Origin of the sequence: Pseudonocardia sp. NPDC046786 (assembly GCF_040645415.1) — a bacterium.
Lineage (GTDB): Bacteria > Actinomycetota > Actinomycetes > Mycobacteriales > Pseudonocardiaceae > Pseudonocardia > Pseudonocardia kongjuensis.
The window spans coordinates 69865-92747 of sequence record NZ_JBEYYF010000010.1 but is presented as its reverse complement, the minus strand read 5'-3'; the positions used below and the strand labels follow the sequence as shown (position 1 = coordinate 92747).

22 protein-coding genes are annotated in these 22883 nt (G+C 69.9%); 1 reads left to right on the top strand and 21 read right to left on the bottom strand.

The features are described from left to right. Position 1 precedes the first annotated feature (1 nt). The 15 genes from rpsQ to rpsL form a co-directional block, all read right to left on the bottom strand. The gene (rpsQ, locus tag ABZ881_RS14960; RefSeq protein ID WP_344028858.1) at positions 2–286 is read right to left on the bottom strand and encodes a 30S ribosomal protein S17; all 285 of its coding nucleotides are present in this window, start codon (positions 284–286) and stop codon (positions 2–4) included. After that, positions 283–528 (bottom strand): 50S ribosomal protein L29, encoded by a 246-nt coding sequence (rpmC, locus tag ABZ881_RS14955; protein WP_020622931.1) that lies wholly within the window; start codon positions 526–528, stop codon positions 283–285. Before rpmC ends, rpsQ begins: the two co-directional genes overlap by 4 nt. Further along, complete coding sequence (gene rplP / locus ABZ881_RS14950; protein ID WP_344028856.1) at positions 528–947, bottom strand: 50S ribosomal protein L16; 420 nt, start codon at positions 945–947, stop codon at positions 528–530. The genes rpmC and rplP overlap by 1 nt, the downstream gene beginning before the upstream one ends. Positions 948–949: 2 nt before the next feature. Further along, positions 950–1786, bottom strand: coding sequence for a 30S ribosomal protein S3 (gene rpsC / locus ABZ881_RS14945; protein WP_358484921.1), 837 nt, complete (start codon positions 1784–1786; stop codon positions 950–952). Further along, the gene (rplV, locus tag ABZ881_RS14940; RefSeq protein ID WP_344028849.1) at positions 1786–2223 is read right to left on the bottom strand and encodes a 50S ribosomal protein L22; all 438 of its coding nucleotides are present in this window, start codon (positions 2221–2223) and stop codon (positions 1786–1788) included. Before rplV ends, rpsC begins: the two co-directional genes overlap by 1 nt. A gap of 38 nt (positions 2224–2261) precedes the next feature. Then, complete coding sequence (gene rpsS / locus ABZ881_RS14935) at positions 2262–2543, bottom strand: 30S ribosomal protein S19 (RefSeq protein WP_020622935.1); 282 nt, start codon at positions 2541–2543, stop codon at positions 2262–2264. 14 nt (positions 2544–2557) lie between these two features. Further along, positions 2558–3391, bottom strand: a complete 834-nt coding sequence (gene rplB / locus ABZ881_RS14930; RefSeq protein WP_344028846.1) for a 50S ribosomal protein L2 — start codon at positions 3389–3391, stop codon at positions 2558–2560. A gap of 16 nt (positions 3392–3407) precedes the next feature. Next, entirely contained in the window at positions 3408–3707 is a 300-nt protein-coding gene (rplW, locus tag ABZ881_RS14925; RefSeq protein WP_344028843.1) for a 50S ribosomal protein L23, read from the bottom strand. Continuing rightward, on the bottom strand, positions 3704–4396 hold the full coding sequence (gene rplD / locus ABZ881_RS14920; RefSeq protein ID WP_344028840.1) for a 50S ribosomal protein L4: 693 nt from the start codon (positions 4394–4396) through the stop codon (positions 3704–3706). The genes rplW and rplD overlap by 4 nt, the downstream gene beginning before the upstream one ends. Next, positions 4393–5064 carry a 50S ribosomal protein L3 gene (rplC, locus tag ABZ881_RS14915; RefSeq protein WP_358484918.1) on the bottom strand — a complete coding sequence of 224 codons (672 nt, stop codon included), beginning with the start codon at positions 5062–5064 and terminating at the stop codon, positions 4393–4395. Before rplC ends, rplD begins: the two co-directional genes overlap by 4 nt. Before the next feature lie 17 nt (positions 5065–5081). Further along, on the bottom strand, positions 5082–5387 hold the full coding sequence (gene rpsJ / locus ABZ881_RS14910) for a 30S ribosomal protein S10 (RefSeq protein ID WP_003938093.1): 306 nt from the start codon (positions 5385–5387) through the stop codon (positions 5082–5084). A gap of 482 nt (positions 5388–5869) precedes the next feature. Next, positions 5870–7063 carry an elongation factor Tu gene (gene tuf / locus ABZ881_RS14905; protein WP_358484916.1) on the bottom strand — a complete coding sequence of 398 codons (1194 nt, stop codon included), beginning with the start codon at positions 7061–7063 and terminating at the stop codon, positions 5870–5872. Between the two features lie 146 nt (positions 7064–7209). Further along, positions 7210–9312 (bottom strand): elongation factor G, encoded by a 2103-nt coding sequence (gene fusA, locus ABZ881_RS14900; RefSeq protein ID WP_358484915.1) that lies wholly within the window; start codon positions 9310–9312, stop codon positions 7210–7212. A 47-nt stretch (positions 9313–9359) separates the two neighbouring features. After that, positions 9360–9830 carry a 30S ribosomal protein S7 gene (gene rpsG / locus ABZ881_RS14895; RefSeq protein WP_344028829.1) on the bottom strand — a complete coding sequence of 157 codons (471 nt, stop codon included), beginning with the start codon at positions 9828–9830 and terminating at the stop codon, positions 9360–9362. Then, on the bottom strand, positions 9830–10204 hold the full coding sequence (gene rpsL / locus ABZ881_RS14890; RefSeq protein ID WP_020622943.1) for a 30S ribosomal protein S12: 375 nt from the start codon (positions 10202–10204) through the stop codon (positions 9830–9832). The genes rpsG and rpsL overlap by 1 nt, the downstream gene beginning before the upstream one ends. A gap of 622 nt (positions 10205–10826) precedes the next feature. Here rpsL and ABZ881_RS14885 point away from each other — a divergent pair. Further along, positions 10827–11723 carry an alpha/beta hydrolase gene (locus ABZ881_RS14885; RefSeq protein ID WP_358484911.1) on the top strand — a complete coding sequence of 299 codons (897 nt, stop codon included), beginning with the start codon at positions 10827–10829 and terminating at the stop codon, positions 11721–11723. A 180-nt stretch (positions 11724–11903) separates the two neighbouring features. Here the strand turns inward: ABZ881_RS14885 and ABZ881_RS14880 are convergent, their stop codons facing one another. The 6 genes from ABZ881_RS14880 to ABZ881_RS14855 all read right to left on the bottom strand — a co-directional run bounded on the left by ABZ881_RS14880 (position 11904) and on the right by ABZ881_RS14855 (position 22745). Next, positions 11904–15815 carry a DNA-directed RNA polymerase subunit beta' gene (locus ABZ881_RS14880; RefSeq protein WP_344028823.1) on the bottom strand — a complete coding sequence of 1304 codons (3912 nt, stop codon included), beginning with the start codon at positions 15813–15815 and terminating at the stop codon, positions 11904–11906. A gap of 49 nt (positions 15816–15864) precedes the next feature. After that, on the bottom strand, positions 15865–19362 hold the full coding sequence (locus tag ABZ881_RS14875; protein ID WP_344028820.1) for a DNA-directed RNA polymerase subunit beta: 3498 nt from the start codon (positions 19360–19362) through the stop codon (positions 15865–15867). A gap of 574 nt (positions 19363–19936) precedes the next feature. Then, entirely contained in the window at positions 19937–20329 is a 393-nt protein-coding gene (rplL, locus tag ABZ881_RS14870; protein ID WP_344028818.1) for a 50S ribosomal protein L7/L12, read from the bottom strand. A gap of 41 nt (positions 20330–20370) precedes the next feature. Continuing rightward, positions 20371–20931: a 50S ribosomal protein L10 gene (gene rplJ, locus ABZ881_RS14865; protein ID WP_358484908.1), complete on the bottom strand. Its 561-nt coding sequence runs from the start codon at positions 20929–20931 to the stop codon at positions 20371–20373. Positions 20932–21223: 292 nt separating this feature from the next. After that, a complete protein-coding gene (locus ABZ881_RS14860; RefSeq protein WP_358484907.1) occupies positions 21224–22078 on the bottom strand; it encodes a hypothetical protein in 855 nt (284 codons plus the stop codon). 82 nt (positions 22079–22160) lie between these two features. Next, positions 22161–22745 (bottom strand): hypothetical protein, encoded by a 585-nt coding sequence (locus ABZ881_RS14855; protein WP_358484906.1) that lies wholly within the window; start codon positions 22743–22745, stop codon positions 22161–22163. Positions 22746–22883: the final 138 nt, after the last annotated feature.

Here is a 22883-nt window from a genome sequence, read left to right as displayed (position 1 = left end):
CCTACTTGGCCTTCTCGAGGATCTCCACCAGCCGCCAGCGCTTGGTCGCCGACAGCGGGCGGGTCTCCATGAGGCGAACACGGTCGCCGACGCCGGCGGTGTTCCCCTCGTCGTGCGCCTTGACCTTGCTGGTCCGGCGGATGACCTTGCCGTACAGGGGGTGCTTCACGCGGTCCTCGAGGGAGACGACGATCGTCTTCTCCATCTTGTCGGACACGACCAGGCCCTCGCGGACCTTGCGCTCCCCGCGCTGGGTGTTCTGCTCGGTGCTGGCCTGCTCAGTCACGCCGCGCCCTCGCTCTCGGTCGGGGCGGCGGACAGGCCGAGCTCACGCTCACGCATCACCGTGTAGCAACGCGCGATGTCGTGGCGGACGGCCCGCAGCCGCCGGTTGTTGTCCAGCTGCCCGGTGGCCATCTGGAAGCGGAGGTTGAACAGCTCCTCCTTGGCCTCCCGGACGCGCACGACCAGCTCCTCGTCGGAGAGCTCGCGCAGCTCGGCAGCCTTGGTGTTGCCACTGCTCGCCATCAGATGTCACCACCCTCACGGGACACGATCCGGCACTTCATGGGCAGCTTGTGGATGGCCCGGCGGAGCGCCTCGTGAGCGGTCTCCTTGTTCGGGTAGGTCATCTCGAAGAGGACCCGGCCCGGCTTCACGTTCGTGACCCACTTCTCCGGCGAGCCCTTGCCGGAACCCATCCGGGTCTCGGCCGGCTTCTTCGTCATCGGGATGTCCGGGAAGACGTTGATCCAGATCTTCCCGCCACGACGGATGTGCCGGTTGATCGCGATACGCGCGGACTCGATCTGCCGGTTGGTCACGTAGGCCGGCTCCAGCGCCTGGATGCCCCAGTCGCCGAAGGTGACCGCCGTGCCGCCGCTGGCCATGCCCTTACGCTTCGGCCGGTGCTGCTTGCGGTGCTTGACCTTGCGTGGGATCAGCATCTCTAGCTCTCCCCACCGTTGCTCTGGTTGTCGGTGGACGCCGGGGCCTCGACGGTCGCGGTGGCCGCGCCGCCCTGGCCGCTCTGCGCGGCACGCCCGGCCTCGGTGCTGGTCGCGGTGGTGCCCGAGGCACCCGACCGGCGGCGGGCCGGACGCTCGCGGCGCGGGCCGCGGCCCGGCGCCTCGGCGGCGGGCGCGCCCTCGCGGCGGCCACCGACGACGTCGCCCTTGTAGATCCAGACCTTCACGCCGATCCGGCCGAAGGAGGTCCTGGCCTCGAACAGGCCGTAGTCGATGTCCGCGCGCAGCGTGTGCAGCGGGACCCGGCCCTCGCGGTAGAACTCCGACCGCGACATCTCGGCACCGCCGAGGCGGCCCGAGCACTGGACCCGGATGCCCTTGACCTGCGGGCTGCGCATGGCCGACTGGATGGCCTTGCGCATGGCCCGCCGGAAGGCGACCCGGTTCGACAGCTGCTCGGCGACGCCCTGGGCGACGAGCTGCGCGTCCGACTCCGAGTTCTTGACCTCGAGGATGTTCAGCTGGACCTGCTTGCGGGTCAGCTTCTCGAGGTTGCCCCGGATCCGGTCGGCCTCGGCGCCACGCCGGCCGATCACGATGCCCGGACGGGCGGTGTGGATGTCCACCCGCACCCGGTCCCGGGTCCGCTCGATCTCGACCTTGGAGATGCCGGCCCGCTCCATGCCCTTGGAGAGCATGCGGCGGATCGCGACGTCCTCCTTGACGTACTCCGAGTACTGCTTGTCCGCGTACCAGCGGGACTTCCAGTCCGTGGTGATGCCCAGGCGGAAGCCGTGCGGGTTGATCTTCTGCCCCATCAGCGGGCCCTCCCCTTCGCACCACGACGGCCGGCCTGCTGGGTCCGCTTCGGGACCGACTCGACCTCGATGGTGATGTGGCTCGTCCGCTTGCGGATCCGGTAGGCGCGCCCCTGGGCGCGCGGCCGGATCCGCTTGAGCGTCGGGCCCTCGTCGACCATCGCCACGGCCACCACGAGGGTGTCCGGGTTCAGGTCCAGGTTGTTCTGGGCGTTGGCCGCGGCGCTCGCCACGACCTTCGCCACCGGCTCGGCCGCAGCCTGCGGCGAGAACCGCAGGATCGCGAGCGCCTCGTCGACCGGCAGGCCGCGGACCAGGTCCACGACACGACGGGTCTTCATCGGCGAACTGCGGACGAACCTTGCCACGGCGCGCGCACGAGTCGGCTCGAGCGCAGCGCCGGTGGTGTCGGCTGCTGTCTTCACAGCATCAGCCATCTTTCTCCACCTCTCCTAGTCGCTACTCGGGCCGGCTTCTAGCGCCGACGCGCCTTGCGGTCGTCCTTGATGTGTCCCCGGAAGGTCCGGGTCGGGGCGAACTCGCCCAGCTTGTGCCCGACCATCGAGTCGGACACGAACACCGGCACGTGCTTGCGGCCGTCGTGCACCGCGATGGTGTGACCGATCATGTCCGGGATGATCGTGGACCGACGGGACCACGTGCGGATGACGGTCTTCTTGCCGGACTCGTTGAGGGCGTCCACCTTCTTGAGCAGGTGGTCGTCCACGAAGGGGCCCTTCTTCAGGCTGCGCGGCATCTTTACCTCCCTGCTCAGCGCTTCTTGCCGGTACGGCGCCGGCGGACGATCAACTTGTCGGAGGGCTTGTTCTTGCGGGTGCGGCCCTCGGGGGTACCGGCCGGGTTGACCGGGTGGCGGCCACCGGAGGTCTTGCCCTCACCACCACCGTGCGGGTGGTCCACCGGGTTCATGGCGACACCACGGACGGTCGGGCGCTTGCCCTTCCACCGCATCCGGCCTGCCTTGCCCCAGTTGATGTTGGCGTGCTCCGAGTTGCCGACCGCGCCGATCGTCGCGCGGCAGCGGACGTCGACGTTGCGGATCTCGCCGGAGGGCATCCGCAGCTGCGCGTAGGGCCCGTCCTTGGCGACCAGCTGGACGCCGGCACCGGCCGAGCGCGCGATCTTGGCGCCGCCACCGGGGCGGAGCTCGATCGCGTGCACCACGGTGCCCGTCGGGATGTTGCGCAGCGGCAGGTTGTTGCCCACCTTGATGTCGGCCCGGGGGCCGTTCTCGATCGGGTCGCCCTGCTTCAGCCGGGCCGGCGCGATGATGTAACGCTTCTCGCCGTCGGCGTAGTGCAGCAGTGCGATCCGCGAGGTGCGGTTCGGGTCGTACTCGATGTGCGCGACCTTCGCCGGGATCCCGTCCTTGTCGTTGCGACGGAAGTCGATCAGGCGGTAGGCACGCTTGTGGCCGCCACCCTGGTGCCGGGCGGTGACCCGCCCGTGCACGTTGCGGCCGCCACGGTTGTGCAGCGGGCGCAGCAGCGACTTCTCCGGGTGGTCCCGGGTGATCTCGGCGAAGTCCGAGACGCTCGAACCACGGCGGCCCGACGTCGTCGGCTTGTACTTACGAATGGCCATCGGTCTGCTCGCTCCCTCAGCTCGCCGGGCCACCGAAGACGTCGATCGTCTTGCTCTCCGGGGAGAGCGTGACGACCGCGCGCTTGGTGTCCTTGCGCTTGCCGTAGCCGGTGCGGGAGCGCTTGCGCTTGCCCGGGCGGTTCAGCGTGTTCACGCTGGTCACCTTGACCCCGAACACCTTCTCCACGGCGATCTTGATCTGGGTCTTGTTCGCGTCCGGCGCGACGATGAAGGTGTACTGGCGCTCGTCGAGCAGCCCGTAGCTCTTCTCCGAGACGACCGGACGCAGCAACACGTCCCGCGGGTCCGTGATCACTTGTCGGCCTCCTCAGCGGTGCCGGCGGAACGCCGGCCGGCGGCCTTCGGCTTCGCGACCGGGCCCGCCAGGAACTCGTCCAACGCCACCTGCGTGAACAGCACGACATCGTTGATCAGCACGTCGTGGGTGTTCAGCTGGTCCGGCGCGATCAGGTGCACCTGCGGCAGGTTGCGCAGGCTCAGCAGGGTGGTCTCGGCGCCGCGCTCGACGACGGCCAGCACCCGGCTGGTCCCGGCCTCGGGCAGCACGGTCTCGAGGACCTTGCGGGCCGCCTTCGTCGAGGGCGTGCCCTCGGCCAGGAACTCGGTCACGACGTGCACACGGCCGGCGCGGGCCCGGTCGGAGAGGGCGCCACGCAGGGCGGCGGCCTTCATCTTCTTCGGGGTCCGCTGCGAGTAGTCGCGCGGCGTCGGGCCGTGCACGATGCCACCGCCGGCGAACTGCGGCGCGCGGACCGAGCCCTGACGGGCGCGGCCGGTGCCCTTCTGCCGGTACGGCTTGCGGCCACCGCCGCGGACCTCGCCGCGGCCCTTGGTGTCGTGCGTGCCCTGGCGGGCCGCGTTCAGCTGCGCGGTCACCACCTGGTGCATCAGCGCGATGTTCGCCGTCGTGTCGAAGACGTGCTCCGGCAGCTCGACGCTGCCCTTCGCGGTGCCCTCGGGGGTCTTGATCTGCACGGTGCTCACTTGCCATCACCCTTCGCGGGGGTCTTCACCACGACGAGCCCACCGCGGGGACCGGGGACCGCGCCCTTGATGAGCAGCAGGCCGCGCTCGGCGTCCACCCGGTGAACCTTCAGGTTCTGCGTGGTCTGGCGGTTCGAGCCCATCCGGCCGGCCATCCGCACACCCTTGAACACGCGGCCCGGGGTGGCGCAGCCGCCGATGGAGCCCGGCGAACGGTGCTTGCGCTGGGTGCCGTGCGAGGCGCCCAGGCCGTGGAAGCCGTGACGCTTCATGACACCGGCGAAGCCCTTGCCCTTGGTCACGCCGACCACGTCGACCTCGGCCACCTCGGCGAACGCCTCGACGGTGATCTCCTGGCCCGGCGTGTAGTCGGCGGCGTCGGAGGTGCGCAGCTCCAGCAGGTGCCGGCGCGGCGTGACGCCCGCCTTGGTGAAGTGGCCGGTCTCCGGCTTGTTCACCTTGCGCGGGTCGATGGCGCCGTAGGCCAGCTGGACGGCGGTGTAGCCGTCGGTCTCCTCGGAGCGCACCTGGGTCACGACGTTCGGCTCGGCCTGAACCACGGTGACCGGCACGACGCGGTTGTTCTCGTCGAACACCTGGGTCATCCCGAGCTTGGTGCCCAGGATCCCGGTGACCTTCTTCGTCTGCTTGGTCGCAGTCGTCTTCATCGTCTTCGCCCCCACGCCTACTGGATGTTGACGTCGACGCTCGCCGGGAGGTCGATGCGCATGAGCGCGTCGACGGTCTTCGGCGTCGGGTCGAGGATGTCGATCAGCCGCTTGTGCGTGCGCATCTCGAAGTGCTCGCGCGAGTCCTTGTACTTGTGCGGCGAGCGGATGACGCAGTACACGTTCTTCTCGGTCGGCAACGGCACGGGGCCGACGACCCGGGCACCGGTACGCGTCACGGTCTCCACGATCTTGCGAGCAGACGCGTCGATTGCCTCGTGGTCATAGGCCTTGAGCCTGATGCGGATCTTCTGTCCCGCCATGGTCGTCGGTCGTCCTCTTCTTCCTGCCGCGGGGGTTGCGCGGTGTCGGCCCCGTTCGAGACAGCACGGCGCGAGCTCTCCACCGTCTGCGGCCGGCTGCGGCCCGTGCTCTGTTCAGGTCTGTCGGCTCGGAGTGGTCCCGGTGCTCCGGGACCTCGCTCCTGCCGGGGCTCTCCGGTCCACGAGGTCGGGCGTGTCGCGCCCGGTTCCCATGGTCGTGCCCGGGTCACCGCGTCCCACCCCCTTGGGGCGGGCATGTCACTCGGTTATCCCGGCCTCACGGCCGGGGGGTCACAAGGAACATGGCGCGTGGGGCGCGACACCTGGACTACCGGAGGTCCGGGAACAGGGGCGGCGCTTCCGCGCGCCATGCTCATCGTGCAACCCGTCAAGGATGCCACACGCTCGTGTAGCACCCTCGACCGGGGGGTGGATCGGAGGGCGGCCGGCCGGATCGGGTCCGGCCGGACGCCCCCGCCACCTCAGGAGTTGATCTTGGTGACCTGTCCGGCACCCACGGTCCGGCCACCCTCACGGATGGCGAACTGCAGGCCCTCCTCCATGGCGATCGGCTGGATCAGCTGAACGCTCATGGTGGTGTTGTCACCCGGCATGACCATCTCGGTGCCCTGCGGGAGGGTCACGACGCCGGTCACGTCGGTCGTCCGGAAGTAGAACTGCGGACGGTAGTTGTTGAAGAACGGGGTGTGACGGCCGCCCTCGTCCTTGCCCAGGATGTACACCTGGCCCTCGAACTCGGTGTGCGGGGTGATCGAACCCGGCTTCACGACGACCTGGCCGCGCTCCACGTCCTCACGCTTGATGCCGCGCAGGAGCAGACCGACGTTCTCGCCGGCCCGGCCCTCGTCGAGGATCTTGCGGAACATCTCGACACCGGTGACGGTGGTCGAGGTCTTGTTGGGCCGGATGCCGACGATGTCGACCGACTCGTTGACCTTGACGATGCCCCGCTCGATGCGGCCGGTGACGACCGTGCCGCGACCGGTGATCGTGAAGACGTCCTCGACCGGCATGAGGAACGGCTTCTCGATGTCCCGCTCCGGCTCCGGGATGGCCTCGTCGACCGCGTCCATCAGCTGGACGATGGCCTCGGCCCAGGTGTCGTCGCCCTCGAGCGCCTTCAGCGCCGAGACGCGGACGATCGGGAGGTCGTCGCCCGGGTAGTCCTGAGCCGACAGCAGCTCACGGACCTCCATCTCGACGAGCTCCATGATCTCCTCGTCGTCGACCATGTCGGCCTTGTTCAGCGCGACGACGATGTAGGGCACGCCGACCTGGCGGGCCAGGAGCACGTGCTCACGGGTCTGCGGCATCGGGCCGTCGGTCGCCGCGACCACCAGGATCGCGCCGTCCATCTGTGCGGCACCGGTGATCATGTTCTTGACGTAGTCGGCGTGACCGGGGCAGTCCACGTGGGCGTAGTGCCGCTTCTCGGTCTGGTACTCGACGTGCGCGATGGAGATCGTGATACCGCGCTGGCGCTCCTCGGGCGCCTTGTCGATCATGTCGAACGCCGAAGCCTCGTTGAGGTTCGGGTACTTGTCGTGCAGAACCTTGGTGATGGCCGCCGTCAGCGTGGTCTTGCCGTGGTCGATGTGACCGATGGTGCCGATGTTGACGTGCGGCTTGGTCCGCTCGAACTTCGCCTTCGCCACTGCTGGTCCTCCTGGACTTCTGTCTTCTTCTCCGCCGTGCTGACGGCAGGTCTGGTGGGTGTGGGGGGTGCGGGCCGCGGACCTTACCGATCCACGGACCGCACCCTCCGAGCAGGTCGGGCCGCAGCCCTTCCCGTGGGGAGCTCTTACTCGCCCGTCGCCTTCGCGATGATCTCCTTGGCCACGTTCTGCGGCACCTCCGCATAGGAGTCGAAGACCATCGTGTAGTTCGCCCGGCCCTGGGTCCGCGACCGCAGGTCGCCGACGTAGCCGAACATCTCGGACAGCGGCACGAGCGCCTTGACGACGCGGGCGCCTGCCCGCTCCTCCATGGCCTGGACCTGGCCGCGGCGGGAGTTGAGGTCGCCGATGACGTCGCCCATGTAGTCCTCGGGCGTCATGACCTCGACGGCCATCATCGGCTCGAGGATGGCGGGGCTCGCCTTGCGGGCCGCCTCCTTGAACGCCATCGAACCGGCGACCTTGAAGGCCATCTCCGAGGAGTCGACCTCGTGGTACTGCCCGTCCAGCAGCGTCAGCTTCACGCCGACCACCGGGTAGCCGGCCTGGATGCCGTACTGCATGGCGTCCTGGACACCCTGGTCGACCGACGGGATGTACTCCCGCGGGATGCGACCACCGGTGACCTTGTTCTCGAACTCGTACAGCGCACCGTCGCCGCCGGTGAGCGGCTCGAGGCTGATGATGACGCGGGCGAACTGGCCCGAGCCACCGGTCTGCTTCTTGTGCGTGTACTCGTACTTGGTGACCGGCTGCCGGATGGTCTCCCGGTAGGCGACCTGCGGCTTGCCGATGTTCGCCTCGACCTTGAAGTCGGACTTCATCCGGTTGACCAGCACCTCGAGGTGCAGCTCGCCCATGCCGGCGATGATCGTCTGGCCGGTCTCGTCGTCCAGGGAGACCTGGAACGTCGGGTCCTCCTCGGCCAGCTTCTGGATCGCCAGGGAGAGCTTCTCCTGGTCCGCCTTCGACTTCGGCTCGACGGCCACCTGGATGACCGGGTCCGGGAAGGTCATCGACTCGAGGACGATCGGGTTCTGCGGGTCGCAGAGCGTGTCCCCGGTGGTCGTGTCCTTCAGACCGATCACCGCGTAGATGTGGCCCGCGATGGCCTCGTCGACCGGGTTCTCCTTGTTGGAGTGCATCTGGAAGAGCTTCCCGATGCGCTCCTTGCGGTCCTTGGTCGAGTTGATGATCTGCGCGCCGGCGGCGACCCGGCCCGAGTACACCCGGACGTAGGTCAGCTTGCCGAAGAACGGGTGCGCGGCGATCTTGAACGCGAGCGCCGAGAACGGCTCGTCCTTCGACGGCTTGCGGCTCGCCGCGGTCTCGCCGTCGGTCAGGAAGCCCTCGACCGGCGGCACGTCGTACGGCGACGGCAGGTAGTCGATGACCGCGTCCAGCATCGGCTGCACGCCCTTGTTCTTGAACGCCGAGCCGCACAGGACCGGGTACGCGGCACGGTTGGTCACCAGTGCCCGGATACCGGTCTTGATCTGCTCGGTGGTCAGCTCCTCGCCGCCGAGGTAGAGCTCCATGAGCTCGTCGTCGGTCTCGGCGACCGCCTCGACCAGCATGGTGCGGTACTCCTCGGCCCGCTCCTGCAGGTCGGCCGGGATCTCCTCGACCGTGTAGTCCTCGCCCTTGGCCACCTCGCCGCGCCAGGTCAGCGCGCGCATCTGGACCAGGTCGACGACACCGATGAAGTCGTTCTCCGAGCCGATCGGGATCTGCAGCGGCAGCGGGGTCGCGTTCAGCCGGTCCTTGATGGTGCGGACGGTGAAGTAGAAGTCCGCGCCCAGCTTGTCCATCTTGTTGACGAAGCAGATCCGCGGGACGTCGTACTTGGTCGCCTGGCGCCAGACCTGCTCGGACTGGGGCTCGACGCCCTCCTTGCCGTCGAAGACCGCGACGGCGCCGTCGAGCACCCGCAGGGACCGCTCCACCTCGACGGTGAAGTCGACGTGCCCGGGGGTGTCGATGATGTTGATCTGGTGGTCTTTCCAGAAGCAGGTCGTCGCGGCGGACGTGATCGTGATGCCGCGCTTCTGCTCCTCCTCCATCCAGTCCATGGTGGCGGCGCCGTCGTGCACCTCACCGAGCTTGTAGTTGATCCCGGTGTAGTACAGGATCCGCTCGGTGGTGGTGGTCTTACCGGCGTCGATGTGGGCCATGATGCCGATGTTGCGGACCTTCGTGAGGTCCGTCAGCACATCCTGTGCTGCCACTGCTCAGCTCTCCCTCGATCGCGAGTTGGCGCCCGACGGTCGGCCGGTCACCAGCGGTAGTGGGCGAAGGCGCGGTTCGACTCCGCCATCTTGTGCATGTCCTCGCGCCGCTTGACGCTGGCGCCGAGGCCGTTGCTCGCATCGAGCAGCTCGTTCATCAGCCGCTCGATCATGGTCTTCTCGCGGCGCTGGGCCGAGTAGGTCACCAGCCAGCGCAGACCCAGGGTGGTCTGCCGGGAGGCGCGCACCTCCACCGGCACCTGGTAGGTGGCGCCACCGACGCGGCGGCTGCGCACCTCGAGGGCCGGCTTCACGTTGTCCAGCGCGCGCTTGAGCGTGACGACCGGGTCGGTGCCGGTCTTGTCGCGGGTGCCCTCCAGGGCGGCGTAGACGATGCGCTCGGCCAGCGAACGCTTGCCGTCCTTGAGCACCTTGTTCACCAGCTGGGTGACCAGCGGCGAGCCGTAGACCGGGTCCGAGACCAGCGGACGCTTCGGGGCGGGGCCCTTGCGGGGCATCAGCTCTTCTCCTTCTTCGCGCCGTAGCGGCTGCGGGACTGCTTGCGGTTCTTGACGCCCTGGGTGTCCAGCGATCCGCGGATCACCTTGTACCGCACACCCGGGAGGTCCTTCACTCGCCCGCCGCGCACCAGCACGATCGAGTGCTCCTGCAGGTTGTGGCCCTCACCGGGGATGTAGGCGGTGACCTCGATGCCGCTCGACAGGCGCACGCGGGCTACCTTGCGCAGCGCGGAGTTCGGCTTCTTCGGAGTGGTCGTGTAGACGCGCGTGCAGACGCCGCGGCGCTGGGGGCTCCCCTTCAGCGCGGCCGTCTTGGTCTTCGAGACCTTGTCCTCACGGCCCTTTCGGACCAGCTGCTGGATCGTGGGCATGAACCGTCTGCTTCTTCCCGTCGGTGGCTCGACTGTCTCGCTCGTCGCTGTTCTGTGTTCGCATCTGTGTTCGCACTGCCGGCCCTGCCGGTGCCCCGGAGGGCGGGCGCCGGAGCGGCTCCGGCGAATCGCTGCTCGCGGGCCGCCCGTCGCTCCGATCCCCGAGGTCGGGCGTGTCGCCCCGGGCACGCTCGAAGCCGGAAGGGCCCCGCGGAGGCTGTCGGGACGTCCACCGTGCCCGTCACCGGGACGCAGTGCCGGCCCGGCCGGGACAACCGGCTCGGACCTGTACGCCACGGGGCACGCGGACTCGCCCGACCGGAGTCGAGCGCAAGACACGAGGATACTCGGCCCTCTCGAAGGCGGTCAAAGCGGGTCCCTCACGGACACCGCTCCGGGTCCTCCGGGGGCTTCGGAAGACCTCTGATCCACCGGAGATGAGCTCCGGAGGAGACCTGCTGACCCGGACCCTGCCGTAGACGACGGTCCCTGGCAAGCGGACTCACCCGCTCGCCGCAGACCGTCGGCCGCTCGGCGCGTCCGGGCCGGAGATGGGCGATCGGTGTGCCGCACCGGATGCGGGCCGCCTCTCGGCCGCCCGCGATTCCGGTTACCGTCCGGTATGCACCTGCCGACGGCCGTCAACCGATTCGCCACGCGTGCGCTCGTCGCGCCGCTCCTGTCGCCGACCCTACCGGTAGCCGTCCGGCGCGCCGGACTCGACCTCGTCGGCGCCTCGCTCCCCCTCCCCCGCGGCACCCGCCGCACGCACGGCGAGCTCGGTGGTGTCCGCACCGAGGTGATCGCGCCGGCCGGGCAGTTCGGCCCGCACCGGGTGATCTACCTGCACGGCGGCGGCTATCTGGTCGGCTCGCCCGCCTCGCACCGACCGCTGGTGGCCGGCCTGGCCCGGGCCACCGGGACGCCGGTGCACGTGCCCGCGTACCGGCTGGCGCCCGAGCACCCGTTCCCGGCCGCCCTGGACGACGCGCTGACCGCCTGGCACGCGCTGCGCGCCGCCGGACACCCTGCACAACGCATCGCGGTGGCCGGTGATTCCGCGGGGGGCGGGCTGGCCGTGTCGCTGCTGCTGCGGCTGCGCGCCGAGGGCGAGGAGCTGCCCGGCGCGGTCGGGCTCATCTCGCCGTGGCTGGACCTCACCCTGACCGCAGATGCGCTGTCCCGCAACGCGTCCAGCGACGCGATGCTGAACCCGTCGTGGCTGGCGTCCGCGGTCGCCGACTACACCGGCAGCCGCGCCGGGGCGCCCGAGCTCAGCCCGCTCGACGCCGATCTCGCCGGGCTCCCGCCGCTGCACGTGGTGGCCGGCGCTGAGGAGGTGCTCGTCGACGACGCGGACGCGCTGGTGGAGCGGGCCCGCGCCGCCGGCACGCCCGTGACGTACTCCCGGGTGGCCGGGATGTGGCACGCCTTCCCGGTCCTCGCCGGCCTCCTCGCCGAGGCCGACGACGCGCTCCGCACGCTCGGCCTCGCCCTGCACGCCGACTGCACTCGCTGACCCGCCGCACACCCGTCGCCGCGCCGCACGCCTGGTGCCGGGTGCGCCGCGGGCGGGATGTGCCGGGGGTCGGACGCACGAACGGGGCCGGACACCACCACGGGAGAGCGGTGTCCGGCCCCGTCCGGGACCTCTCCGGCGCCCCGGGCCCGCCGTCGCGGACCCGGGGCGTACGACCACCTAGCGGTAGTCGCGGCCGAAGTCGTAGTCGTCCAGCGGCACCGCGGCACCGGTACCCGTGCCGAACACGTCAGGGCTGTAGAAGCCGTCGTCGTAGCTCGGCAGCGCGTAGGCGGCCGCGCGGGCCTCCTCGGTCGGCTGGACCTGGATGTTGCGGTACCGGTTGATGCCGGTGCCGGCCGGGATCAGCTTGCCGATGATCACGTTCTCCTTGAGCCCGACGAGCTTGTCGCGCTTTCCGTTGATCGCGGCATCGGTGAGGATCCGGGTGGTCTCCTGGAACGAGGCCGCGGACAGCCACGACTCCGTCGCCAGCGAGGCCTTGGTGATGCCCATGAGGACCGGACGGCCGGAGGCCGGCTCGTTGCCCTCGGCCACCACGCGCCGGTTCTCCGACTCGAACTCGCCCCGCTCGGCGAGCGCGCCGGGCAGGAACTCGGTCGCACCGGAGTCGATGATCGTGACCCGGCGCAGCATCTGCCGGACGATGACCTCGATGTGCTTGTCGTGGATGTCCACGCTCTGCGTGCGGTACACCTTCTGCACCTCGCGCACCAGGTGCAGCTGCACCTCGCGCGGGCCCATGACGCGCAGCACCTCGTGCGGGTCCGCCGTGCCCTCGAGGAGCAGCTGGCCGACCGTCACGTGGTCGCCGTCGGCCAGCGGCCGCTCGACGCCGTCGACCGAGGTCATCCCGAGCCACTGCCGCTTGGACAGCTTCTCGTAGACGATCTCCTCGCCGCCGTCGTCCGGGATCAGCGTGATCTTCCAGAAGCGGTCGCCGTCCTCGATGCGGATGCGGCCGTCGACGTCGGCGATCGGCGCCTTGCCGCGCGGGACCCGGGCCTCGAAGAGCTCGGTGACACGCGGCAGACCGGTCGTGATGTCGTCGCCGGCCACGCCGCCGATGTGGAAGGTACGCATCGTCAGCTGCGTGCCCGGCTCACCGATCGACTGGGCGGCGACGATGCCGACGGCCTCGCCGACGTCGACCAGCTTGCCGGTCGCCATCGAGCGGCCGTAGCACATTCCGCAGATGCCGGTGGCCGACGCGCAGGTCAGCGCGGACCGCACCCGGATCGTCTTCACGCCGGCCTCGACCAGCGCGTCCAGTGCGGGGTCACCGAGGTCGTCGCCCTTGCGGACGATGACCGTGCCGTCGGGCGCGGTGACCTCCTCGCCGGAGGTCCGGGCGTAGACCGAGGTGCGCAGGTAACGGTGCGGGATGAGCCGCCCGTCGCTGGTCTCCTCGGTGACCGCCATCGGGATGGCGCGCTCGGTTCCGCAGTCGACCTCGCGGACGATGACATCCTGCGACACGTCGACCAGCCGCCGGGTCAGGTAACCCGAGTCGGCGGTCCGCAGCGCGGTGTCCGCCAGACCCTTCCGGGTGCCGTGCGTGGAGATGAAGTACTCCAGCACGGACAGGCCCTCGCGGAAGTTCGACTTGATCGGCCGCGGGATGTACTCGCCCTTGGGGTTCGCCACCAGGCCCTTCATGCCCGCCAGCTGGCGGACCTGGGCCATGTTGCCCGCGGCACCGGACTGCACGATCGTCGGGATCGGGTTGTCCTGGGGGAAGTTCTCCTCCATCGCCCGCGCGACCTCCTCGGAGGCCTGCGACCAGATCTTGACCATCTCGTCGTTGCGCTCCTGGTGCGACAGGGCACCACGCTGGTAGCGCTTGTTGATCTGGTCGGCCTTCGCCTCGTACGAGTCGAGGATCTCCTGCTTGCGCGGGGGGACCACGACGTCGTCGATGGCGAGGGTGACGCCGGAGCGGGTCGCCCAGTAGAAGCCCGCGTCCTTGAGCCGGTCCAGGACCTGCGCGACCTCGGTCATCGAGTAGCGCTCGGCCAGGTCGTTGATGATCGCGGCCTGGCGCTTCTTGGGCAGCGGCTCGTTGACGTACGGGTAGTCCGCGGGCAGGAGCTCGTTGAACAGCACCCGGCCCAGGGTCGTCTCCGCCGTCCAGACGCCCTCCTCGGTGACCGACTCGGCAGCGGCACCCGGGGTGGGCACGACCTGCGGGAGCCGGATCTTGATCGGCGCCTGGAGGTGCAGCACCTTCCGGTCGTAGGCCATGATCGCCTCGGCCGACGAGCCGTAGTGGTTGCCGGCGCCCTCGGCCTCGTCGCGCTGGCGGGTCAGGTGGAACAGACCCGTCACCATGTCCAGGCGCGGCATCGCCAGCGGGCGGCCGGACGCCGGGGACAGGATGTTGTTCGACGACAGCATGAGCACCCGGGCCTCGGACTGTGCCTCGGCCGACAGCGGCAGGTGCACCGCCATCTGGTCACCGTCGAAGTCCGCGTTGAACGCCTCGCAGACCAGCGGGTGCAGCTGGATGGCCTTGCCCTCCACCAGCTGCGGCTCGAAGGCCTGGATGCCGAGGCGGTGCAGCGTGGGCGCACGGTTCAGCAGCACCGGGTGCTCGGAGATGACCTCCTCCAGCACGTCCCACACCTGCGAGCGGCCGCGCTCGACCATCCGCTTGGCGGACTTGATGTTCTGCGCGTGGTTGAGGTCCACCAGGCGCTTCATCACGAACGGCTTGAACAGCTCCAGCGCCATCTGCTTGGGCAGGCCGCACTGGTGCAGCTTCAGCTGCGGGCCGACGACGATGACCGAACGGCCGGAGTAGTCGACGCGCTTGCCGAGCAGGTTCTGCCGGAACCGGCCCTGCTTGCCCTTGAGCAGGTCGGACAGCGACTTGAGCGGGCGGTTGCCCGGCCCGGTCACCGGCCGGCCGCGGCGGCCGTTGTCGAACAGCGCGTCGACGGCCTCCTGCAGCATCCGCTTCTCGTTGTTGACGATGATCTCGGGCGCGCCGAGGTCGATCAGTCGCTTGAGGCGGTTGTTCCGGTTGATGACCCGGCGGTACAGGTCGTTCAGGTCCGACGTCGCGAAGCGGCCACCGTCGAGCTGCACCATAGGGCGCAGGTCCGGCGGGATGACCGGGACGCAGTCGAGCACCATGCCCATCGGCGAGTTGCCGGTGGACTGGAACGCCGCGACGACCTTCAGCCGCTTGAGCGCGCGCAGCTTCTTCTGGCCCTTGCCGGACCGGATGATCTCGCGCAGCTTCTCGGCCTCGGCCTCGATGTCGAAGTTCTCCAGCAGCTTCTGGATCGCCTCGGCACCCATGGCACCGGTGAAGTAGTCGCCGTAGCGGTCGTACAGCTCGCGGTAGATCGACTCGTCCGCGATCAGCTGCTGGACGTCCAGCTTGGTGAAGGTGGTCCAGATCTCGTCGAGCCGGTCCAGCTCGCGCTGGGCCCGGTCGCGGAGCTGGCGCATCTCCCGCTCGCCGCCGTCCTTGACCTTGCGCCGGACGTCGCCCTTGGCACCCTCGGCCTCGAGCTCGGCGATGTCGGCCTCGAGCTTCTGGGCCCGGGCCTCCAGGTCGGCGTCGCGGGTCTGCTCGATCCGCCGGCGCTCCACGCTCATCTCGTTCTCGAGCGTGGACATGTCGTTGTGCCGCAGCTCCGTGTTCACCGAGGTGATCACGTACGCCGCGAAGTAGATGATCTTCTCGAGGTCCTTGGGAGCCAGGTCGAGCAGGTAGCCCAGCCGGCTCGGGACGCCCTTGAAGTACCAGATGTGGGTGACCGGTGCGGCCAGCTCGATGTGGCCCATCCGCTCACGCCGCACCTTGGCACGAGTGACCTCGACGCCGCAGCGCTCGCAGATGATGCCCTTGAACCGGACGCGCTTGTACTTGCCGCAGTAGCACTCCCAGTCCCGGGTCGGACCGAAGATCTTCTCGCAGAAGAGCCCGTCCTTCTCCGGCTTCAGGGTGCGGTAGTTGATGGTCTCCGGCTTCTTGACCTCACCGTGCGACCACTGGCGGATGCCTTCGGCGGTGGCCAGGCCGATGCGCAGTTCGTCGAAGAAGTTGACGTCGAGCACGTAAGTCCTCTGTTTCTTCGTTTTAAGGTCGGCTAGTCGAACGGCAGGGTCAGTTGACGACGTCGTCGACGGTCATCGACTCCGAGCCGGGGCGGCTGGACAGGTTGATGCCCAGGTTCGCCGCGGCGCGCTCGAGGTCCTCGTCGTCGGCGTCCCGCATCTCGATCGCCGCGCCGTCGCTGGAGAGCACCTCGACGTTCAGGCAGAGCGACTGAAGCTCCTTCAGCAGCACCTTGAACGACTCGGGGATCCCCGGCTCCGGGATGTTCTCGCCCTTGACGATCGCCTCGTAGACCTTGACCCGGCCCACGACGTCGTCGGACTTGATCGTCAGCAGCTCCTGCAGGGTGTACGCCGCGCCGTACGCCTGCATCGCCCAGCACTCCATCTCACCGAAGCGCTGGCCACCGAACTGCGCCTTACCGCCCAGCGGCTGCTGGGTGATCATCGAGTACGGGCCGGTGGACCGGGCGTGGATCTTGTCGTCCACCAGGTGGGCCAGCTTCAGGATGTACATGTAGCCGACCGCGACCGGGAACGGGTACGGCTCGCCGGAGCGGCCGTCCAGCAGGTTCGCCTTGCCGTCCGACCCGACCATCCGCTCGCCGTCCCGGTTGGGCAGCGTGCTGCCCAGCAGGCCGGTGATCTCGTGCTCGCGGGCGCCGTCGAAGACCGGGGTCGCGGTCTTCGTGTCGGCGGGCACCGAGTACAGCTCCTCGGGCATCCGGGAGGCCCACTCGGGCGTGCCCTCGATCTCCCAGCCGGTCTTGGCGATCCACCCGAGGTGGGTCTCCAGGATCTGGCCGATGTTCATCCGGCGCGGGACACCGTGGGTGTTCAGGATGATGTCGACCGGCGTGCCGTCCGCGAGGAACGGCATGTCCTCCACCGGGAGGATCTTGCCGATGACGCCCTTGTTGCCGTGCCGGCCGGCGAGCTTGTCGCCGTCGGAGATCTTGCGCTTCTGGGCCACGTACACGCGGACCAGCTCGTTGACGCCGGGGGCCAGCTCGTCGTCGTCGTCGCGGGAGAAGACCCGGATGCCGATGACCTTGCCGTTCTCGCCGTGCGGCACCTTCAGCGAGGTGTCGCGCACCTCGCGCGCCTTCTCGCCGAAGATCGCGCGCAGCAGCCGCTCCTCCGGGGTCAGCTCGGTCTCGCCCTTCGGGGTGACCTTGCCGACCAGGATGTCACCGGGCTGGACCTCGGCACCGATCCGGATGATGCCGCGCTCGTCGAGATCGGCGAGCACGTCCTCGGAGACGTTCGGGATGTCCCGCGTGATCTCCTCGGCACCCAGCTTGGTGTCCCGGGCGTCGACCTCGTGCTCCTCGATGTGGATCGAGGTGAGGACGTCGTCCTGCACGAGGCGCTGCGACAGGATGATCGCGTCCTCGTAGTTGTGGCCCTCCCACGGCATGATCGCCACGAGCAGGTTCTTGCCCAGCGCCATCTCGCCGTTCTCGGTGCACGGACCGTCGGCGAGCACCTGGCCCACCTCGACCCGCGCGCCCTCGTCGACGATCGGCTTCTGGTTGTTGCAGGTGCCCTGGTTCGAGCGGCGGAACTTGTTCAGGCGGTAGGTCTGACGCTGCCCCTCGTCGTCCATGACGGTGATGTAGTCGGCGCACAGCTCCTCGACCACGCCGGCCTGCTCGGCCACCACGACGTCGCCGGCGTCGACCGCGGCGCGCAGCTCCATGCCGGTGCCGACCAGCGGCGACTCGGAGCGGAGCAGCGGCACGGACTGGCGCTGCATGTTCGCGCCCATCAGCGCGCGGTTCGCGTCGTCGTGCTCGAGGAACGGGATCATCGCCGTCGCGACCGAGACCATCTGGCGCGGCGAGACGTCGATGTAGTCGACGCCCGAGGGCGAGATCAGGTCGACCTCGCCGCCCTTGCGGCGGACGAGCACCCGGTCCTCGGCGAAGGAGCCGTCGTCGTTGAGCCGGGCGTTGGCCTGGGCGACGACGAAGCGATCCTCCTCGTCGGCCGTCAGGTAGTCGATCTGCGAGGTGACCACGCCGTCGACGACCTTGCGGTACGGCGTCTCGATGAAGCCGAACGGGTTGACCCTGGCGAACGACGACAGCGACCCGATCAGGCCGATGTTCGGGCCCTCCGGGGTCTCGATCGGGCACATCCGGCCGTAGTGCGACGGGTGGACGTCGCGGACCTCCATGCCGGCCCGCTCCCGGGACAGACCGCCCGGACCGAGCGCCGAGAGCCGGCGCTTGTGGGTCAGGCCCGCGAGCGGGTTGTGCTGGTCCATGAACTGGGACAGCTGCGAGGTGCCGAAGAACTCCCGGATCGCGGCCGTGATGGGCCGGGTGTTGATCAGGGTCTGCGGCGTGATGGCCTCGACGTCCTGCGTGGTCATCCGCTCACGGACCACCCGCTCGGTCCGGGACAGGCCGACCCGCACCTGGTTCTGGATCAGCTCGCCGACGGTGCGCAGGCGCCGGTTGCCGAAGTGGTCGATGTCGTCGGTCTCGACCGGGATCTCGTTCTCCCCGACGGTCATCGTGGTCTCGCCCGCGTGCAGCCGGACGAGGTACTCGATGGTCGTCGCGACGTCCTCCTCGGTCAGCGTGCCGACCGAGTTGTCGATGTCCAGACCGAGCTTCTTGTTGGCCTTGTAGCGCCCGACCTTGGCCATGTCGTAGCGCTTGTCCTTGAAGAACAGGTTCTCCAGGAGGGCCTGGGCGCTCTCCCGCGTCGGCGGCTCGCCGGGGCGCAGCTTGCGGTAGATGTCGAGCAGCGCCTCGTCCTGCCCCGCGGTGTTGTCCTTCTCCAGCGTGGTCATGATCGTCTCGGAGAAGCCGAAGCGCTCGCCGATCTGCTCGGCGGTCCAGCCGAGGGCCTTGAGCAGCACGGTGACCGGCTGCCGGCGCTTGCGGTCGATCCGGACGCCGACGGTGTCGCGCTTGTCGACGTCGAACTCCAGCCAGGCACCCCGGCTCGGGATGATCTTGACGGAGTACACGTCCTTCTCGGTCGTCTTGTCGATCGCGTGGTCGAAGTAGACGCCGGGCGACCGGACGAGCTGGGACACCACGACACGCTCGGTGCCGTTGATGATGAAGGTGCCCTTGTCGGTCATCACCGGGAACTCGCCCATGAAGACCGTCTGGGACTTGATCTCGCCGGTGGTGTTGTTGGTGAACTCCGCCGTGACGAACAGCGGGGCCCCGTAGGTCATGTCCTTGTCCCGGCACTCCTCGACGGAGGCCTTGACCTCGTCGAAGCGGGGATCGGAGAAGGACAGCGACATCGACCCGGAGAAGTCCTCGATCGGGGAGATCTCGGTGAGAATCTCCTCCAGACCGCTGACCGGAAGGTCGTCGCCGGCCTCGATCCGGCGCTGGAACCAGGCCTCGCTGCCCACCAGCCATTCGTAGGACTGGATCTGCAGGTCGAGCAGGTCCGGGACCTCCAGCGGCTCGGCGATCTTCGCGAAGCTGACCCGGGTGGGTGCGCCGGGGTAGTTCGGGTTCGCCGAAGCGGAGAGGGTCGAGGTGGTCGCGGCGGCGCGGGAGACAGCCAAGATGCGTCCTTCCGAGAACTGCGCTTCTCGTCTGGCGTACGCCGGTGGCGAGCGCTACCGTCTCCCTCGATCCGATCGGGTCTCCCCCGGACCGACGGTCGATAGCGGGCCCACGTCGCACGCCGTCTGTTGTCAGGCACTGCTGAACGCGGTCGGGCCCCACACGCGCTCCGCCGGACCCTCTCCGGCGGTCGGCCTGGCAGAACCAGTCCCGGCCCGGATACTTCCCGGTAGCAAGCGCGCAGAACCTGGCCGCAGGCAGCGCAAAGAATGACTATAGCTGCTCAGAACGCAGCTGTCGAGACAGGTCGCCGATTCCAACACTCAGGCAACCATCGTTGTCCAAGAGTGACCTGCGCGGCGCACCGAGTCAAGCCCCGATCCGTCGATGAGCGGTCGAATGCCCGGGACGACCGGTAGCCCCTCGCCCGTTCCGGGCGATTTTCATGATCGTCACCACCTGCCGGGCGCCGACCGGGCGGACGGCCCGGCTACGGCGGAGGGGCGGGACCCGGTCCGGGTCCCGCCCCTCCGGGCGAGTGGGCGTGCGCGGCACGCCCGGCTCAGCGTGAGGTCACTTGAGGGAGACCTTCGCGCCGGCCTCCTCGAGCTTGGTCTTGGCGGCCTCGGCGGCGTCCTTGCCCACGGCCTCCAGGAGCGCCTTCGGGGCGGACTCGACGAGGTCCTTGGCCTCCTTGAGGCCCAGCCCGGAGACGACCTCGCGGACGACCTTGATGACCTGGATCTTCTTGTCGCCGGCGCTCTCGAGGACGACGTCGAACTCGTCCTTCTCCTCCTCGGCGGGAGCAGCGGCGCCACCGGCGGCCGGGCCGGCGGCCGCGACGGCGACCGGGGCGGCGGCGGTGACGTCGAAGGTCTCCTCGAACTTCTTCACGAAGTCCGAGAGCTCGATCAGGGTGAGCTCCTTGAAGGCGTCGAGCAGCTCGTCGGTGGACAGCTTCGCCATGATGGCGTCCTTTCTCTACAGCAGACTGGGGGTGGTGGAGATCAGCTCTCGGCGGAGTCGCCGTCGGCCGCGGCCGGGGCGGGCTCGCCGTCGGCCTTCTTGTCGGCCAGCGCCTGGGCGAGCCGGGCGACCTGCGAGGCCGGCTGGCTGAACAGCGTCGCCGCCTTCGACAGGTTGGCCTTCATCGCGCCGGCGAGCTTGCCGAGCAGCACCTCGCGGGACTCGAGGTCCGCGAGCTGCTCCACCTCGGCGGTGGACAGGGCGCGCCCGTCCATGTACCCGCCCTTGATGGACAGGCCCGGGTTCTCCTTGGCGAAGGTCTTGATCGCCTTCGCCGCGTCGACGGGCTCGCCCTGGATGAACGCGATCGCGGTCGGGCCGGCGAGCAGGTCGTCCAGACCCTGCACCCCGGCGTCCGCTGCTGCACGCTTGACCAGGGTGTTCTTCGCGACGCGGAAGTTCGCGGTCGCACCCAGGTCCCGGCGCAGCTGGGTCAGCTTGGCGACGCTGAGCCCGCGGTACTCGGTGACGACCGACGCGGATGACTCGCGGAACCGGTTGGCGATCTCGTCGACCGCCGCGACCTTGTCGGGTCGTGCCATCGCTGCCCTCCTCTCGGGTGGTTGGTCCTCGTGCTCTTGCGGTGTGCCACCGCCCGGACCCCGAGAGACGACGAACGCCCCGTGCGCAGGGCACGGGGCGTGAAGATCGTGCGGGCGCCGAGCGCCCTGCATCGCCTCGTCCTCCTGCGCGGGTCGCCCGGTGCTCCGGGACCTTCGTGCCTCCGGACGAGTCCGGGGCGCAGACCTGCGGTCTTCGGTGGATCGGCGACAACGGTACGCCTGCGTCCCGCACCCCCGTGCACCGGGGGTGCGGCACGGGCCCGGGCCGGGTTCAGGCCGGGTTCATGGCGGAGATCTTCCAGCGGCCGTCGACGAACTGGGCGTCCACCCGCAGCCGGGCGGCCGCGGCGCCCTCCTGGGGCACTCCGGCGTCGTCCTCGCGGCGGATGACCTGGTTGACGAACACGTAGACCGACGCGTCGTCGCCGTCGATGCGGGCGACCGCGGACTTCGGGATCGTCGCGGTGACGACGGCGTTCTGCTGCGGCGCGAGCTCACGGACGCTGCCGAAGATCCGGTCGAACTCGGGCTGGAACTCCGGCGTGATGACGGCGCGGGCGTCGTCCTCGGCCTGCTGGAGCCGGGCGTGGTCGAACGAGTAGACCTTGGTGACGGCCTCGGTGACCTGCTCGCTGACCTGGGCGGTGGCGCCGACGTCGGTGAGTGCGGTGTTCCCGGCCGAGCCGGTGAAGGCGGTGCGGTACCAGGAGACGCCGAAGAACACCGCCGCCGCGGTCAGCAGCACGGTGACCGCGAGCAGCGCCGCGGCGCCGCGGCTGGTCGCCGGGGCGGTGAGCAGGGCGGCGGCCCGGCCGCGCGCCCGGGAGGCCGGCGGGTCGTCCGCGGTGTCGGCCGGGCCGGTGCTGCCCGGGCCGGCGGTGCCCCGGGTGGTACTGCTGCCCTCGGCGGCGCGGCTACCGGGGCCGCCGGGGCCGGGGCCGGTGTCGGCGGGGCGGGCCGGCGCGGTGGGGGCGGCCGGGGCGGTATCGGCGGCGCGGTCGTCGAGGGCGAGACCGCCGGGCTCGCCGTCCTCGTCGTGCTCGGATCCGGGGCGGGCCGTGCGCGGCCGCCCGGCGACCTGCGGCCGGCGGATGCCACCCGCGGGGCGGCGACGGGGGGTGGGCATGCGGTGACCTCCTGGGGTGGTCGACCTGGGAGCGGGGGCGGCCGGTCGGGCCGCCGGTGGGTGGACGCCGGGGCGCGCGGTGTCAGCCGCCTGCGCCGGGCGTGACGAGCGGTTCCAGGGCGTCGACCTTCCAGCCGTCGTCGGTCCGGAACATGCCGAGCTCGATGCGCTGGCGGGTCACGGCGGGCTCGCCGCCCTCCGCGGTGACGGTCACGTCGACGCCGGCGAGCACCCGCGCGGTACCGGCCCGCGGATCGACCTCGGTGACGGCGGCGTCGGTGACCTCGGCCGAGGTGGTGCGGCCCTGCTCGCTGACGAGCTGCGCGTAGGCGTCGCGGTTCTGCACGAACTCGTCGCGCACCGAGCCCGCCGACGACTGGATCCACAGGTCCAGCCCGCGCTGCGGGTCGGCGTGGTCGAGCGTGTTGAGGTTGACCACGGCCTGCCGGGCGTCGCGCAGCGCCTCGTCGCGGGCCTGCGCGACCTGCACCCCGTCGCTGTTCAGCGCGAACAGCCACAGGGCGCCGAGCAGCAGCGCCGCGAGGGCCGCGACCACCGCCGCGAGCGGCAGCGCGCGTGCCCAGCGGCCGGGCGCGGCCGCCCCGGCACCGGGATCGGCACCGGAGTCGGCGCCGGAGGCCGGGCGTTCGTCGAGTTCGGTGTTCATGGGGAGCGTTCCTCCTCCCGGCTGCGGGGGCACAGCCGCTCGGTGGTCGCGCCGGAGGGCGACCGGTGGACCGGCCGGGGGGCGGGCCGTCCGGGTGGACGGCCGCGGTTCCCGCGGTCGTGCTGGCTGCCGCGTCCC